The organism is Methanofollis fontis (assembly GCF_004297185.1).
GTDB lineage: Archaea > Halobacteriota > Methanomicrobia > Methanomicrobiales > Methanofollaceae > Methanofollis > Methanofollis fontis.
In genome coordinates this window covers 1-15,577 of the sequence record NZ_PGCL01000007.1, presented here as the reverse complement: position 1 = coordinate 15,577, position 15,577 = coordinate 1, and the positions used below count along the sequence as shown (strand labels likewise).

12 protein-coding genes and 1 rRNA gene are annotated in these 15,577 nt (G+C 59.8%); 10 read left to right on the top strand and 3 right to left on the bottom strand.

Annotation, left to right across the window (positions count from 1 at the left end; all coding sequences use genetic code 11):
• Positions 1–6 precede the first annotated feature (6 nt).
• From amrB to CUJ86_RS10885, 7 genes are read left to right on the top strand one after another with little or no spacing between them, the layout of a single operon-like run.
• Positions 7–792 (top strand): AmmeMemoRadiSam system protein B, encoded by a 786-nt coding sequence (gene amrB / locus CUJ86_RS10915; protein ID WP_130647617.1) that lies wholly within the window; start codon positions 7–9, stop codon positions 790–792.
• A gap of 1 nt (position 793) precedes the next feature.
• Positions 794–1,663: a mevalonate kinase gene (gene mvk / locus CUJ86_RS10910; RefSeq protein ID WP_130647616.1), complete on the top strand. Its 870-nt coding sequence runs from the start codon at positions 794–796 to the stop codon at positions 1,661–1,663.
• Positions 1,656–2,411, top strand: a complete 756-nt coding sequence (locus tag CUJ86_RS10905) for an isopentenyl phosphate kinase (RefSeq protein WP_130647615.1) — start codon at positions 1,656–1,658, stop codon at positions 2,409–2,411. Before mvk ends, CUJ86_RS10905 begins: the two co-directional genes overlap by 8 nt.
• A 51-nt stretch (positions 2,412–2,462) precedes the next feature.
• Complete coding sequence (gene fni, locus CUJ86_RS10900) at positions 2,463–3,509, top strand: type 2 isopentenyl-diphosphate Delta-isomerase (protein ID WP_130647614.1); 1,047 nt, start codon at positions 2,463–2,465, stop codon at positions 3,507–3,509.
• A 16-nt stretch (positions 3,510–3,525) separates the two neighbouring features.
• Complete coding sequence (locus CUJ86_RS10895; RefSeq protein ID WP_130647613.1) at positions 3,526–4,863, top strand: RNase J family beta-CASP ribonuclease; 1,338 nt, start codon at positions 3,526–3,528, stop codon at positions 4,861–4,863.
• Between the two features lie 12 nt (positions 4,864–4,875).
• The gene (locus CUJ86_RS10890; RefSeq protein ID WP_130647612.1) at positions 4,876–5,844 is read left to right on the top strand and encodes a polyprenyl synthetase family protein; all 969 of its coding nucleotides are present in this window, start codon (positions 4,876–4,878) and stop codon (positions 5,842–5,844) included.
• Between the two features lies 1 nt (position 5,845).
• Complete coding sequence (locus CUJ86_RS10885; RefSeq protein ID WP_130647611.1) at positions 5,846–7,525, top strand: glutamate--tRNA ligase; 1,680 nt, start codon at positions 5,846–5,848, stop codon at positions 7,523–7,525.
• Positions 7,526–7,868: 343 nt separating this feature from the next.
• Here the strand turns inward: CUJ86_RS10885 and CUJ86_RS10880 are convergent, their stop codons facing one another.
• Complete coding sequence (locus tag CUJ86_RS10880) at positions 7,869–9,062, bottom strand: M24 family metallopeptidase (protein WP_130647610.1); 1,194 nt, start codon at positions 9,060–9,062, stop codon at positions 7,869–7,871.
• A gap of 466 nt (positions 9,063–9,528) precedes the next feature.
• Here CUJ86_RS10880 and CUJ86_RS10875 point away from each other — a divergent pair, with 466 nt between their 5' ends.
• The 3 genes from CUJ86_RS10875 (at position 9,529) to CUJ86_RS10865 (ending at position 13,796) form a co-directional block, all read left to right on the top strand.
• On the top strand, positions 9,529–11,745 hold the full coding sequence (locus tag CUJ86_RS10875) for a hypothetical protein (protein ID WP_165394890.1): 2,217 nt from the start codon (positions 9,529–9,531) through the stop codon (positions 11,743–11,745).
• 152 nt (positions 11,746–11,897) lie between these two features.
• The gene (locus CUJ86_RS10870; protein ID WP_130647608.1) at positions 11,898–12,434 is read left to right on the top strand and encodes a hypothetical protein; all 537 of its coding nucleotides are present in this window, start codon (positions 11,898–11,900) and stop codon (positions 12,432–12,434) included.
• A gap of 69 nt (positions 12,435–12,503) precedes the next feature.
• A complete protein-coding gene (locus CUJ86_RS10865) occupies positions 12,504–13,796 on the top strand; it encodes an outer membrane protein assembly factor BamB family protein (RefSeq protein ID WP_165394889.1) in 1,293 nt (430 codons plus the stop codon).
• A gap of 62 nt (positions 13,797–13,858) precedes the next feature.
• Here the strand turns inward: CUJ86_RS10865 and ppcA are convergent, their stop codons facing one another.
• Both ppcA and rrf read right to left on the bottom strand, forming a co-directional pair.
• Positions 13,859–15,325: a phosphoenolpyruvate carboxylase gene (gene ppcA, locus CUJ86_RS10860; RefSeq protein ID WP_130647606.1), complete on the bottom strand. Its 1,467-nt coding sequence runs from the start codon at positions 15,323–15,325 to the stop codon at positions 13,859–13,861.
• A 132-nt stretch (positions 15,326–15,457) separates the two neighbouring features.
• Positions 15,458–15,577 (bottom strand): 5S ribosomal RNA (gene rrf / locus CUJ86_RS10855); the annotation flags it as partial.

Below are 15,577 nucleotides of genomic sequence, written 5' to 3'. Positions count from 1 at the left end.
TGACGGATGGAAACACGACCCTGCGTCTTCGCGGGCATGTTCTATCCCGGCGAACCGAGCCATCTCGAGCAGTTCATCGGTTCGGTCGTTCCCGGGACGCGATCCATAGAGGACGCCCTCGGCATTGTCTCCCCCCACGCAGGATATCCATATTCAGGCGCGGTGGCGGCGGCGGCTTTTTCCGCCATCAAACCCGACTTTGACGGCACGATTATTGTGATCGGGCCGAGTCACCGCGGGTATATGACATGCACATCGGCGATACCCTGGGAGACACCCCTGGGCATTGTGGATGTGGACACAGAGTTCGTCTCGGCCCTGGAGATCAGGACGGACGAGGCGGCGATGGAGGACGAGCATTCCCTGGAGGTCCAGGTCCCCTTCATCAAGCACTTTTTCCCGAGGGCGAGGATGGTCGCCGTCATGATGGGTGATCAGAGCCAGCAGGCCGCCGCCGAGGTTGCATGGCAGATCGGTCAGGCGATCCAGAAGACCGGACGTGATGTCAGGATTGTTGCATCCAGCGATTTTTCCCATTATATTCCGGATGCAGAGGCGCGACGTCTCGACAGGACCGCCATCGAGGCGATCGAACGTCTCGATATCGACGAACTCTACCGGCGGATTGCGGCCTATGGCATCTCGACATGCGGCTACGGCCCGATCGCCGCCATGATGGGCGCATGCAAGAACCTCGGCGCCGGCCGCGGGGAACTCCTCGCCTATGCAACGAGCGGGGACGTCACCGGCGATCGTGAGGTGGTCGGCTACGCCGCCATAGCGGTGGTGTAGCGTGGCAACCTGGAGCGCCCCCGGCAAAGTCTTTCTTTTTGGCGAGCACGCCGTTGTCTACGGGAAACCCGGAGTGGCGATGGCGATCCGCCCCCGCGTGAGCGTCACCGTCAGGAAGAGCAGGAACCCATCGCATGCCCGCTCGCCCTATATCGAGGAGTGTTTCCGCTCGACCGGGGTGCAGGGGAGCGTCTATATCAGGTCACAGCTCCCGAGTTCGTCCGGTCTTGGCAGTTCGGCGGCGGTAACGGCCGCAACACTGGCCGCCATCTCGGACGAGTTCGGGCTCGGGTTTTCCCGGGATGAGATCGCACGGCGGGCCCACGAGATCGAGCGGAAGGTCCAGAAGGGGCGGGCAAGCCCCACCGACACCTATGTCACCACCTTCGGCGGCATCGTGCTGATCACCGGCGATTCCAAACGTCGCCTCCCTCCCCAGAACCTCAACCTGGTCATCGGCAACACCCTCGTCTCCCATTCCACGGCGAAGATGGTGGAGCATGTGGCGCGGGGGCGGGAGCGCACGCCCGAGATCGTCGATCCGATCCTGGAGGCGATCGGGGCGGTGACAATGCGGGCGGTGAAGAGCCTGAACAAACCGCAACCGCTGGGGCGGTGCATGGACATCAACCATGCCCTCCTCGATGCACTGGGCGTGGGCCACCCCGAACTCTCGAAGCTCGTGCTCACGGCGCGCGCCGCCGGGGCGTTCGGGGCGAAGATCACCGGCGCCGGCGGCGGCGGGTGTATGGTTGCCCTCTGCCCGAAAAATGCGAAAAGCCGGGTGGCTGGAGCGATCGACGCAACAGGGGCGCGTTCCATCATCACCACACTGGACACCGAAGGAATCAGACGGGAGAAGAATGGTTGAAGAGATCAGACTGCTGAAACTTGGCGGCAGCATCGTCACCGACAAGGGTGGCGGCGGTGGCATCGACCATGCGCGCCTGGCCGCCATCGCCCGGGAGATTGCAGAGCGCGGGGATGCACACCTGGTGATCGTCCATGGGGCGGGCTCATGCGGCCACCCCGAGGCACAGGAGTACAGGATTCAGGAGGGCGTCGATCTGCAAAACCGTGCCGGCATCGCCATCACCCATGAAGCGGTGGCCGGACTGAACCGGAGCGTTGTTGCAGCGCTCAGAGCAGAGGGGGTTGACGCCGTCGGCATCCATCCACTCGCCGCATGCCATGCCGATAACGGACAACTCTTATCCTGTGAACACCAATCTATAGATCAACTGGTGCGGCTTGGCATCACCCCGGTGCTTCACGGCGATGTGGTGATGGATACGAGCCGCGGTGCCTGCATCATCTCAGGCGATCAGATCATCCGGTATCTTGCTCAGGCCCTTGGGGCCGGTCGGGTCGGGCTTGCAACCGATGTCCCGGGCGTGCTCGACAGGGGCGCCGTGGTGCCGGTGATCACAAGGGAACATGTCAAACGTCTGTCTATCGGGTGTTCGGGGAACACCGATGTCACCGGCGGGATGAAAGGGAAGATCGAGGAGCTCCTGAAGCTCGCGGATAGCGGAATAGAATCACATATCTTCCATGTGTCCCATATAGCCGATTTCCTTGACGGGAAAGAGCACGGCGGAACGATAGTCAGAAGGTAAAGGCAAAAACAGGGGTCAGGCACACCAGATTCGACCTACGGAGGTATATATATCGGAAACAAGACGCAGACGTCCTCCCGGAAGCTCGACCATCTCCTGATCTGCCGCGATCATCAGGTTGAGGTGGGGAACACCGGTTTTTCTGACGTCAGGCTGGTGCATGAGGCGCTCCCCGAGTGCGACCTGGGCGCGATCTCAATGAAGACCCGTTTCCTCGGGGCAGACCTCTCCGCACCACTCTTCATCGCCGCCATGACCGGCGGTCATCCGGAGACCGAGGAGGTGAACCGGAGGCTTGCACGCGCCGCTGAACGCCTCGGACTGGGGATGGGCGTGGGTTCACAGCGCGCCGCCCTCGAACACCCTGACCTCTCGGCCAGTTTTTCGGCCGTCAGGGAGGAGGCCCCGCACGCCTTCCTCTGCGCCAACCTGGGGGCGGTGCAGCTGCGAGACCATGGAGCAGAATGGGCGGAGCGTGCGGTCGAGATGATCGACGCCGATGCCCTCTGCATCCACCTGAACTTTCTGCAGGAGGCGATCCAGCCAGAGGGCGACCGCGATGCACGCGGCTGCCTTGCGGCGATCGCCGATCTCTGTTCCGGGTTCAGGACACCGGTGATTGTTAAGGAGACCGGGGCCGGCATCTCCCGCGAGACCGCCCGTCTTCTCCGGGGCGCCGGCGCCGATGCGATCGATATCGGCGGTTTCGGCGGCACCTCCTGGGCTGCCGTCGAGATCCAGCGTGCCGAAGACGAACGCCAGAAGGCGCTCGGGGAGCGTTTCCTGGACTGGGGTATCCCCACGGTCGTCAGCCTGATGGAGGTCGCCGGCGACGGTCCGGTCATTGCCACCGGCGGTGTGCGGAGCGGTATCGACACCGCAAAGGCGATTGCACTCGGCGCCGACCTCGCCGGCATGGCACTCCCCCTCCTCCCTGCGGCGATGGAGTCCGATAAAGCGCTGGAGAGGGCTGTGGGTGCGGTGCTGAGCGAACTGCGCAGCGCCATGTTCCTGACTGGATCGGCCTCGATTGACGGCTTACGAAAATCCAGGACATATATCACCGGAACAACGCGAGAAATGATACAGAACAAGTAGTATATGGAGAACAAAAATGGATATTGAAATAGTGGCAGTGGGCGGCTACAACGAAGTCGGCCGAAACATGACCGCCGTCCGCTGCGATAAGGAGATTGTCATCTTCGACATGGGCATCCGCCTGGACCAGATCATGATCCACGAGGATGCCGAACTGGAGAACATGCATTCTCTGGACCTGATCGAGATGAAGGCGATCCCCGACGACACGATGATGAATACCGTCGAGGGGAGCGTGAAGGCGATCGTCAGCACGCACGGTCACCTCGATCATATCGGCGCCATCCCGAAACTCGCCCACCGCTACAATGCACCGATCATCGGCACACCCTATACCGTCGAACTGATCAAGCAGCAGATCCAGGGGGAGCAAAAATTCGGGGTGAACAACAAGGTCCAGGTGCTCAGGGCAGGGCACCGCTACCGCATCTCCCAGAACCTCACCCTTGAGTTCGTGAAGATGCAGCACTCGATCATCGACACGGTGATGGCCGTACTCCACACTAAGCGCGGGGCGATCATCTATGCCAACGACTTCAAGTTCGACCGCACGCCCGTGATCGGCGAGCCCCCGGACTTTGCCCGTCTCCGCCAGATCGGCAAGGACGGCGTCCTCGCCCTGATCGTGGAGTCGACGAATATCGACCGGAAGGGGCGCTGCCCGAGCGAACGGATCGCCCGCGATCTGGTGCGCGATACGATCAGCAGCTATGAGGACGATAAGAGCGCCATCATCGTCTCGACATTCTCCTCCCATATTTCCCGTATCAAGACGATCGCCGAGTGTGCGCATGAGATCGGGCGAAAACCGGTGTTGCTCGGACGTTCAATGGAGCGTTACTCGACGACGGCTGAACAGCTCAAGCTCGTCGCATTCCCGCCGACCCTTTCGGTCTTTGGCAACCGCCGCACCGTCGACCGCACCCTGCGGAACATGATGAAGACGGGCAAGGAGAAGTTCCTCCCGATCGTCACCGGGCATCAGGGCGAACCCGGCGCCATCCTCACGCGGGTGGCACACGGCGACACCCCCTATCGGCTGGAGAAGGGAGACAAGATCCTCTTCTCCGCAAAGGTGATCCCGAACCCGATGAACTACGGGCAGCGGTATCTTGTGGAGACACTGCTCCGGCAGAAAGGCGCCAGGATCTTCGACGAACTCCACGTCTCCGGTCACGCCTACCGCGAGGACCACTACGAGCTGATCCACCTCTTAAACCCGCAGCATATCATCCCGTCACACGGCGACGTGGACATGACCGGCGGCTACCTGAAGTTTGCAGAGGGGTGCGGCTACACCCTGAACAATGACCTCCATATCCTGAGGAACGGACAGCGGGTGCTGATCAAGTAAGAGTGAACGATTATGAGCGATCTGGAAACCTATCTCGAGGAAACCGCCCGGCAGGTTGACATTGCCCTCGGACGGTATTTTGGTGACGTATTCGGCGATCTCTACAGGGCAGGGGCGCACCTCCTGCTTGCAGGCGGCAAACGGCTGAGGCCGGCAATGTTGCTCCTCTCGGCCGATGCGGTGCGGCACGGGAGCTCGGACAACCTGATGACGGCGGCCCTCGCCCTGGAGATCACCCACACCTTCACCCTGGTCCATGACGACATCATGGACGGCGACACCACCCGGCGGGGCGTGCCGACGGTGCACACGCTCTGGGACGAACCGACTGCGATCCTGGCCGGCGATGTGCTGTATGCGAAGGCGTTTGAGTACATCACGCTGGCCGCCGCCGAGGACCGGGCGCGGGTGAAGGCGGTGAACATGCTCGCCCGCACCTGCGCGGAGATCTGCGAAGGGCAGCACCAGGATATGGCCTTTGAAGAGAGGGGGGCCGAGGTTGAGGCCGGCGACTATATCGAGATGGCGGCGAAGAAGACCGGGGCACTCTATGCCGCATCGGCGTCGATCGGCGCCATCCTTGCCGGCTGCGGACCGGTGGAGGCGGACGCCCTCTACCAGTACGGCATGAACGCCGGCATCGCCTTCCAGATCCAGGACGACCTCATCGACCTCCTTGCCCCGGCCGAGAAGAGCGGGAAGGACCGCGGGTCCGACCTCCGCGAGGGCAAACAGACGCTCATCGCCATCGTCGCCCGGGAGCGCGGCGTGGACCTTTCGAAATACCGCCGCCCCCTCACCCCGGAGGACGTGGACGCCGCCATCGCCGAACTCGAGGGAGCGGGAGTGCTCGACGAGGTGCGCCGGATCGCCGCCGAACGGGTGACCACGGCGCGGCAGGCGCTCCAGGTGCTGCCCGAGAGCCAGGAGCGGAAATATCTCGAGGAACTGGTGGAATTTTTCGTCAGGCGGAGTTTTTAGGATGGATGAGCGGATCAGGGAGATCCTGTTTATCTATGCCCTCGAAAACGCCGTGCGGCATGGCAATGTCCCGAATGCAAAGGCAGTGATGGGGAAGGTGCTCGGCGCCCGCCCCGACCTCCGCCCGCATGCAAAGGAGATCCCGGCCATTCTCACAGAGGTGCTTGCCGAGGTGGGGGCGATCCCGCACGAGGAATGGAAGGGGCGCCTGGAGGGGCTCGCACCCGACCTGATTGTGGCCGATACCGGGAAAAAGGAGCGCAAAAAAGATCTTCCTACGCTTGAAGAGACTGATGGCGGCGTGGTGATGCGTTTTGCCCCCAACCCCTCAGGCCCCCTCCACCTCGGTCATGCCCGCGCCGCCTTCTTAAACGACGCCTATGTGAGGCGGTACGGCGGGCGGTATGTGCTGCGGATCGAGGACACCGATCCCAGGCGCGTGGACCCGGAGGCCTACCGGATGGTGCCCGAGGACATCGAATGGATGGGGCTCTCGATCACCGAGATCGTCTACCAGAGCGACCGGATGGATATCTATTATGAGCACTGCCGGCAGCTCATCGAACAGGGCGGGTGTTATGTCTGCACCTGCGATGCCGAATATTTCCGGGACCTGAAGCTCGCAAAGAAGCCCTGCCCCTGCCGCTCACAGACGGTCGAAGAGAACCTGGCCCTCTGGGACCGGATGCTCTCCGGCGGTTTTGCCGAGGGGCAGGTCACGGTGCGGGTGAAGACCGATCTTGAGCACCCGGACCCGGCGATCCGGGATTTCTCCATCTTCCGGATCGTGGACGCACCGGCGCATCCCAGGATCAGCGGGACGCGGGTCTATCCCCTGATGAACTTCTCGGTGGTAGTGGACGACCACCTGCTCGGGATCACCCATGTGATCCGGGGCAAGGACCATATCGCCAACACACGGCGCCAGCGCTATATCTATGACTATTTCGGCTGGAAGCCGCCGGTATACCGGCATTACGGCCGGATGGGCATCGAGGGCGTGGTGCTCTCCACCTCATCGATGCGCGAGGGGATCATAGAGGGCACCTATACAGGGTGGGACGATATCCATCTGGGCACCCTGCGGGCGATCGCACGACGCGGTATCCTGCCGGAGGCGGTCAGGAACGCCATGCTGGAGATCGGGATCGGCGAGACCGACATCTCGTTCTCATGGGAGAACCTGTTCGCACAGAACAAGGCCCTCATCGACGAGTCCTCAGACCGGTTCTTCTTTGTGCCGGACCCGGTCACGGTGACGGTCGCCGATGCACCGGCGGCGGTCGCCGAGATCCCTCGTTATCCGGGTAATGCCGAGCGCGGTGTGAGGACGCTTGCATTCAGCGGTACGGTGGTCCTCCCACAGGGGGAGACGACCGGGGCCGATCTTGTGCGCCTCAAGGACCTCTTCAATATCCGCATCGGTGCAGGAGACAGGGCATCCTATGCGGGAGACGATCTCGCCGCTGTCCGGGCCGTAAAGGCGCCGATCATCCAGTGGATGCCGGAGGGCTACGGCATACCCTGCACGGTCCGTACGCCGGAGGGCGATGTGTCCGGGCTGTGCGAGCCCGACGTGGCGAATTTCGAGGGGCGGACCGTCCAGTTCGAGCGGTTCGGGTTTGTGCGGATCGACAGCGCCGGCCCTGACGGCGTGTTCTGCTACTTCACCCACCGGTGAAGGGCGGAGTTCTTTTTTATTTTCTGCCCTATCTCGGGTTGGAGAGTCACGGAGGGGTCCTCCCCTCCTGGTCAGGAGCGGATCACTATTCTCAGAAAGCACGGGACGGGGGGTTCCACCCCCCGCTCCCCCCGTCAATACGATAGGGACCGGGGCGGGTCAGGGCGAACATCGGAGGAGAAGGAAGAGGGCCGCCCCCCAATTCACTCAGCAAACAGGAGAACATCAACCAAAATAACCCGCATCCCCCCTGCACTATTTTCCCGATCCGCTCCTATCGCACGGGGGGAGGGTCCGGGAGGGGTCCTCCCCTCCCGGTCAGAGGGATCGGATACAATGAGATTCAGAAAACCGGGATCAAGCCCCGGTTCCGTCCGGTGATGCAGCGCCCTCCACCGGGCGTGACCACAAAGGTGTTCTCTATCCCCACCATGCCGACGCCCCTGATCCCCTTCTTGGGTTCGAGGGCGATTGCCATCCCCTCCTGCAGGGGTTCGTCGAAACCCCGGGCGATCACCGGCGTCTCATCGATCACAAGCCCGACGCCATGGCCGAGGAACCGGACCCTCCGCTTCCCGTAACCCATGAAATTCTCGAGAAATGCGGGCTCCAGCCCGTCCATGATCTCCTCGTAGATCCCGGAGGGGAGGGCGCCGGGACGGAGGAGCGATGCGGCGCGGTCCTGGATCTCCACGCACCGTTCATGGGCCTCGACAGCGTCCGCGGGGAGGGGGGCGCCGAACTGATAGGTCATGGTCTTGTCGGTGTGATACCCCTCGACGCCGCAGCCCACATCCACGAATACGAGATCCCCTTTCCTCAGGCGGCGTTCATGGCTGCCAGGAGTCGGCACCGCCGGTCCCATCCCGGCACACCCGCCCGGACCGTCGAAACTGGTGGGGTAGAGGGAGTTTTCTCCGAACCCGATCTGCCCGATGGTGATCTCGGTGTCGAACATCCCGAAGCGTGCAATACCGTGGTGCCCCTCCCTGACCATCACCGCATAGAGTTCAGCGGCAAAACCGGCCTCGCTCATCCCCTCCCGCAGGATCTCGGGGACGAGATCCTCGAGCACATGACGGTGGATCTCGCCGGAGCGCTCCATGAGGGCGAGTTCATAGGGGCTCTTCACCTCCCGGACTCCCATCACCGGATGGTGGACGGAGCGGATATCGGTGCAGGGGAAATGTTTCCTGAACCGCTCGAGCAGGGCGAGGGAGACCAGTTCGGTCTCCATATACACGGTGTCGGGGACCGCACCCCACCCCTCTGCGGCGTCGAGGAAACTGCGCATCGGTCTGATATCCTCGAAGTTCGACTCATCGAACGCCCGTTCAATGCTCCGGCGCACCCAGAACACGGTATCGCCATCCCGGGGGATTAGCAGCATCCCGTCCTGCATGGTGCCGGTGAAATAGTAGAGATTGATCTTGCCGAAGATGACAGCGAGCTCCCAGTCCGGATTTTCCCTCTCCATTCTGGCCCTGAAACGCTCCATTCGATCCGCCAGTTCTGCAGACGGCACACGGGCAACCATGGGGATCAGGTTTGGGCCCGTCTGTTATCATACCAGCGCTCTTGCGGGAAGGGCGTGATTCAGGAAAAGCCGTGGACAAAAAAATCAGATCTCCACTTACAAGACATAACTCAGAATTCGTACCCATTAGAGCAAAACCCATCAGATGGATGTTGGTTCGGTCATCAGACACCAACCAACAGGAGGGAAAGAAGCCGACTAAAAATGCATCATAATATCACCGCCCACGTATAGACCCAAGCAATCACCAATCGAACAATTCCATCCATTCAGGCCCCATTAGCAAACAATGCAACCAAACAATAATCCGAAATTATGGCATAACGGGCAGACATCATAAACAGAACAATATGGCGCAAATCAGCAATAATTTGAGATAATTACCACACAAATGAAGGGCATTCCAGATCCGACATGTCATGCATTTTGCAACATGAATAAATATCACATAGCCACATGGCGATGCATGTTGGCGAGGCCGTTTTTATGGTGCAGTATTTTCTGTATTCTGATTGTGTGTTTGACTTCTGCGATATCGACACCCGAAGAACCATTTTTGGATTTATACAGCTCCGATTCAAAATTTCAGAACATATCAGAAACTACATCAACAGAGGATTCCTGGAGCAGATATTTTGATCACGGTTCCAGCATCATTCTGTATGACTGTATCCAGACCACCGGCGGTGATGGGTATCTCTTTATCGGAGGGACCGACGCGATCGGTGCGGGCGGATACGACGTTCTCCTGATGCAAACGGACGCCGATGGGAATAGTATCAGGGAGAGAACGTTTGGTGGATCGGGCAACGAATTTGCACTGGATATTGAACCCACCTCAGATGGGAATTACCTCCTGACTGGCACGACCGACTCATATGGAATCGGAGGTGACCTCTATGTCGTAAAAGTCACACCCACCGGGGATATGATGTGGGAGAACACTTACGGGAGATCGGGCAATGAAAAAGGGTACGACGCCATAGAAACCGGGGGAGGAGACTTCCTCATCGTGGGGTGGACCACATCAGCAGAGGACGACGATAAAGACACGTATATCCTCTGTATCAACAGTTGCGGATCGACCATCTTCGAGCGCACCTCCGGTAGAGAGGGGACAGACTATATTTCAACAATTCATGCAACCCCGGATGGAGGGTTCATCCTGTCAGGCAGATCTTCAGAATCATTTGAGGGGTATGAAGACGCCTACCTGATAAAACTGGATGCGGAGAAAGAGATTGAATGGAATCGGTCCTTTGGTGGTGAGTATAACGATCACGGCAGGGATGTCCTGCCAGTTGACGATGGATATATCGTTGTGGGCTGGATGGGAACGGATTGGACCGGCAATGAGGATCTGTATATCGTAAGAACAGATCTCGACGGTTCCGTCCGGTGGGAGAAAACCATTGAAGATGGGAAGGCATACGAAATTTTCCCTGCCGCCGACGGAGGATATGTTCTGGGCGGTTACGGGCGCCGCAGCACTTCAAAAAAGGCCATTTTATGGCACATCAGCGAAAACGGCAATCTGATTCAGGAAGAATCGTACACAGAGTGCAATTCTTTTGGTGGAATGACAGACACGACAGATGGCAAATATCTCCTCTGTGGACGCGAAGGCAATGTTGACTCCTTCATCTTGAAAGCATCAGAAGAGGGAAGTGCGGAATGGTGCAAAAACTATGGAGTATCACCAGGTCAGTCTGGAGAGGCGGTGATGGAGACACCGGATGGATATATGATAGCCGGAGAGGCTGCAGACAGCATCCATATCATCCATACGGATATGGAAGGGAACATGACATGGGAACGCACAGTCGGCAACCTGTTCACATGGGAGGGCGCCCGCTCTATTGCACCGGGATCAGACACCACGGTGATGATCACAGGGCATACAAACGCAACACCGAACGGAGATTTCGACATCTTCCTGATGAATGTCAGCCTTGACGGGGAGATACTGGGGGAGACCAGATACGGCGGTCAGGGAGACGAGTCCGGGCAGTCGGTCCTGAAACTTTCTGACGGGGGTTACCTGATCGCCGGGACAACGACGACAGGTTCAGGCCAGCCGAACATCCTGGTCATTCGAACCGACGCTAATGGCACCGAACGCTGGTCACGGCACTATGGAGGTGAAACGGATTGCAGAGGATATTCGGCCTGCATCCACCGTGAAGGCGGGTATCTCATCACAGGAACAGGTGAGTCCGATGATGCATCCGATCAGTCGGTGTACCTGATGCACATCGATGAAGAAGGAGATGTGGTGTGGAACAGGACCGCAGGCATCGGGTGCGGCAACTCCATTAAACCGGCAGTTCCTTCAGGATATGCCATTGTAGGCCATTCAGACGGAAGAGGAAAATATATTCTCATCGATGAGGCAGGAAGTAGTGTAAGGGAGTCAATGGGACTTCTCAACAGCTCTTTTAACGACATCTCCTATCGTTCGGATGGCAGTTATGTGATTACCGGCCGGGAAACCACAGATTTTTCCGGCGGGGGGACCATATGGGAGATGTCGACATCCGGGAGCACTCTCATGAAGCATTTCTTTCGGTCTTCATCAGGTTCAAGCACAGGAAGTGCCGTTCAATGCACCAATGACGACGGCTATATCGTGACCGGTGTCTGTGGGGATACTATCCTGATCAGGGGCCCTCCGAGGCCGTAACCACCCACAGACACTGGAGTGGGTTTCGGCCACTCCAGCCATCGTTTTTCATGAAAGAACGCACACCTCCGGATTCGGGAGGACCTATTCGGGGGGGCAACTGTTGGACTTCCTTCGAACCCTTCATATGCAATAACACCCTCATCTGCCGCATGCGACGGATGGCATTCCTTGTCCTGGTGCTGGCCCTCCTGCCGGCAGGGGCGGCAGCGGCCGGATGGCTGGAGATCTCGACGGTGGCAGACGGGGAGAACGACACCATCGTCATCGGCGGCACGACAAACCTGGCGGCAGGAAATACGCTTCTTGTCGAGGTGATCTCGGCCTCCTTTGCGCCGACGGACAAGACCGAACCCCGGGAATTTGCCGGGGCGTCAGGCACCGTGGACGTGGAGGAGGGGCAGCCGTACAATACCTGGAGGTTCAGCATCGACACACCTCTCCCGCCCGACACCTATCTGGTGACGGTCACCCATGCAGAGAGCGGGACAGAGGCGAGCGGGCGGTTCACTCTCACCGACGGGGCGGTGACGGAGGTGGAAACGCCGATGCCGACCACACTGCCGGAGACGACGATGACGCCCCCGGAGACGCCAACGGGAACGACCCCGACAGAGGCGGATCTGCCCCCCTTCCTGACCGCTCTGGCCCTCATTGTGTCTGCAGCCTGTGTATGGCGCCGGCGGTAAACCCCCCATATGGCCGGAGCAGCGCTGGCGGCAAACAGCATAAATACGAGCACCCAGATATTCCCTTCCATGAAATCTCATTTTATCCTGAAAACAGCAATTCTGGCAGTTGCCCTCTGCATACTGGCCGGTACAGCTGCAGCGGTCACCGTCTCCCCTGACTGGACATGGACCGGGCAGGCGACGGTGCGGTCGGTCTCGGTCTCCGCTGACGGCACGCTGGTTGCTGCAGGGGGTGACGATGCAAAGACCTCCCTGGTCGCCGTGAACGGCACCCACCTCTGGGACCGGAGCGCCGCCGCCACGGTGAACAGCGTCTCGGTTTCGCCGGACGGGCACGTGGTCGCCGCCGGCGCCTCGGACAACAGGGTGTATCTCTATGATGCCGCCGACGGCACCCTGCGGTGGAGCACGGTGATGCAGACCCGCGTCTACGCCGTGGCGGTCTCGAACGACGGGGCCTATACCGTTGCCGGATGCGCCGATGACAGGGTGTATCTGCTCGACGGCGCCGGTGAGATCCTCTGGTCCTATGCCACGGGTTCAGACGTGCTCGGGGTATCGATCACCCCCGAAGGGGCGTATGTTGCGGCAGGAGGACAGGACGACCGTGTCTACCTCTTTAACGGGGCCGGCAGCATGCTCTGGTCGAAGGTCGCCTTCGCAGATGTGCTGAGTGTCTCCCTGACCCCGGACGGGTCCCATATCGCTGCCGGTTCGGCCGATACAAAGGTCTACCTCTATGACCGCGACGGCGACCTTCTCTGGTCGGTGCCGACCCGCGGATCGGTCAGTGCCGTCTCTGCGAGCGGCGGGGCCGCCCTGATCGCCGCCGGATCGCTCGACCAGAACACCTATCTGCTGGACCATGACGGCACAGTTGTCTGGAGCGAACCGGTGGCGGCGGCGGTGAGGGGGGCTGCCATCGCCACGGACGGCAGAACAGCAGTCTATGGCGGGGACGACAATATCGTGAGGGCCTATCAGGTCGACAGCGTGCCCCCGGTGACGACCGAGACAACGGTAGCGCCCCCGGTCACCACGCCGACAACCGTTGCAACGGGTGCACTTGCGATCTCCTCGGTGCCGCCCGGCGCACAGGTGCACATCGACAACCGGTATGTAGGCATCACCCCGCTCACCGTCGGCGACCTGGCTCCGGGAACCTATGCCGTGCTCCTCGAACTCGAGGGATATTCGGCATGGAGGGGCGATGTCTCGGTCTCGACGGGCGCAACCGTAGCAGTGAACGCCTCCCTCAATATGGTGCCGACCACCACACCCGCCGAGTCCGCCCCGCTCCCGGCATGCATCTTCGGGGTGGTGGCCATCGGCATCGCCCTCTGCCTGCGGCGTCGCTGAGAGAGGATCAATATCCATTTTTACCGGCGGGGAGACACCCACCACCTGATACTACCGGAGATTCAGCCGAGGAAATTTCTGAGGTTTGCCGCCCTGATCGTCCCCGACCGGATCTCCGAGGTCCGGTTCATTCTGATCGCCTCCCTGATGTCCGCGGCGATCGCCTGGTGCTCCGGGTCAGGACAGACATCCACGCAATCAAGCACCGCTCTCGCCAGGGAGGGGGGCACATACTCTGAATCAGGATCAAAGAATCGTGCAGCGTCAGAGAGATCGGCATCAAAATTGACATAGACATCCCGCAGATAATCGATATCACTCTGGTCAAGGGAATCCAGACCGAGGAGTTCGGGGGGGAGACCAACGGAGTAGAGTGCTGCGGTGAAGGTGATCGCCCGCGGCAGCGTGATCCCGCCCACGCTCCGGGAGTATCCGAAAAGACCGATATGCAGCTTTCTCTTCCGCCTCCCGGGCACACATCCCGCAACCCGGTTGATGGGATCAGAGAGTTCGGCAAGTGCCTTCTGGTATGCCGCACCCATGGCGTCCACAATCCTGACCGCCTCTTCGGCATCGATACGGAGGGGTTTGGACGGCGTCCTGGATTCGAGGTTTCTGACAGCATTGCGCACCTGATCCAGGGGATAATCGTATTTAAAAGCCGACTGGACCGTGAAGGTATGCACACTCGGGTACTCGGCAGTGCATCGCTCCACCGTGTCCGGACGGAGGTTCCCGCGGAAGGGGGCCGAACCCACACCGATGATCGGCAGGACCGGGACTCCGCTGTCCTGGGAAAGATCGTGTAGTCGTGAAAGGGCGATCTTGTTGAGGAGAATGGCAGGGATCATCCCATAGTTCATCGCCGGATCGGATCGTGCAAGGAACACGCGCTGATAGGCAAGGTCCTTGTCCTGCAAATAGCGCCCCACAATCCCGGCGGCATTGAGCATGCTCTCATAGTCCTCAAAGAGCGGGATTACATCGATCCGTTCGGGAGCAAAACGACCGATCCAGTCTGCTATGGTGATCTCCCTGCCTCCGAGTCGATTGTTCTGGCGTCCGATGACGAAGTCGCGGTAATACTGGTAGATATTGTCGATCGCAGCGAACGAAGAGGCCATCGGCAGGATGACCTGAAATATCGGGGGTATGTCGTTCCCGTAGAAGAGATGGGCGATATCAAAGGAGCGGGGGATACTCTCCAGCGTTTCGAGCAGGATCTTCGCCTCCGCCCGTTCCACCTCTGGATTGGGCACGCGCAGGGTGAGAAATACGTCCTTTCCAAGCTGGTGATCACGGAAAAACTGATCGTAGCGGGAGAGAAGTTTCTTGACGACGAAATTATCAACTTCCTTTCCCTCACAGTCCCACATCTGTTCCCTGCATCCCAGATGAGAGTAACTATAGTATGCCTCCTGAACTTCATCATCACCGCAGAGTTCGGTGCTCTCGGCAAAGAACGGCAGATGAACATTATCAGGATGCTGGGTGCTCATGACCCGCGAGAAATCCGGAATGTCACACATTGACCTGCTCCATACAACACCCCCGCTTCAGTTCGCGAGGACGGTATGATATGGACACATGAACACAATAAAGATTCGGCTGAATCAAGAGATAATCGAACCAGAATAGACATTTTCAATGTAATAAGGATGGGATAGCAGCGCACTGTCGTTCCCGAGTGTTCTCACAACTCAGTACCGGACAATACGTAAGTGGGCTTAACTTCTGGGTTCGGAAAGAGTCCAGGTGTATCCCCACTGCTATGGCCGCTA

Bases quoted from the DNA above. Each gene is read 5' to 3' on its own strand.
- amrB (WP_130647617.1), top strand. From the start codon at position 7: ATGGAAACACGACCCTGCGTCTTCGCGGGCATGTTCTATCCCGGCGAA.
- CUJ86_RS10905 (WP_130647615.1), top strand. From the start codon at position 1,656: ATGGTTGAAGAGATCAGACTGCTGAAACTTGGCGGCAGCATCGTCACC.
- CUJ86_RS10895 (WP_130647613.1), top strand. From the start codon at position 3,526: ATGGATATTGAAATAGTGGCAGTGGGCGGCTACAACGAAGTCGGCCGA.
- CUJ86_RS10890 (WP_130647612.1), top strand. From the start codon at position 4,876: ATGAGCGATCTGGAAACCTATCTCGAGGAAACCGCCCGGCAGGTTGAC.
- CUJ86_RS10885 (WP_130647611.1), top strand. From the start codon at position 5,846: ATGGATGAGCGGATCAGGGAGATCCTGTTTATCTATGCCCTCGAAAAC.
- CUJ86_RS10880 (WP_130647610.1), bottom strand. From the start codon at position 9,062: ATGGTTGCCCGTGTGCCGTCTGCAGAACTGGCGGATCGAATGGAGCGT.
- CUJ86_RS10875 (WP_165394890.1), top strand. From the start codon at position 9,529: ATGTTGGCGAGGCCGTTTTTATGGTGCAGTATTTTCTGTATTCTGATT.
- CUJ86_RS10870 (WP_130647608.1), top strand. From the start codon at position 11,898: ATGCGACGGATGGCATTCCTTGTCCTGGTGCTGGCCCTCCTGCCGGCA.
- CUJ86_RS10865 (WP_165394889.1), top strand. From the start codon at position 12,504: ATGAAATCTCATTTTATCCTGAAAACAGCAATTCTGGCAGTTGCCCTC.
- ppcA (WP_130647606.1), bottom strand. From the start codon at position 15,325: ATGTGTGACATTCCGGATTTCTCGCGGGTCATGAGCACCCAGCATCCT.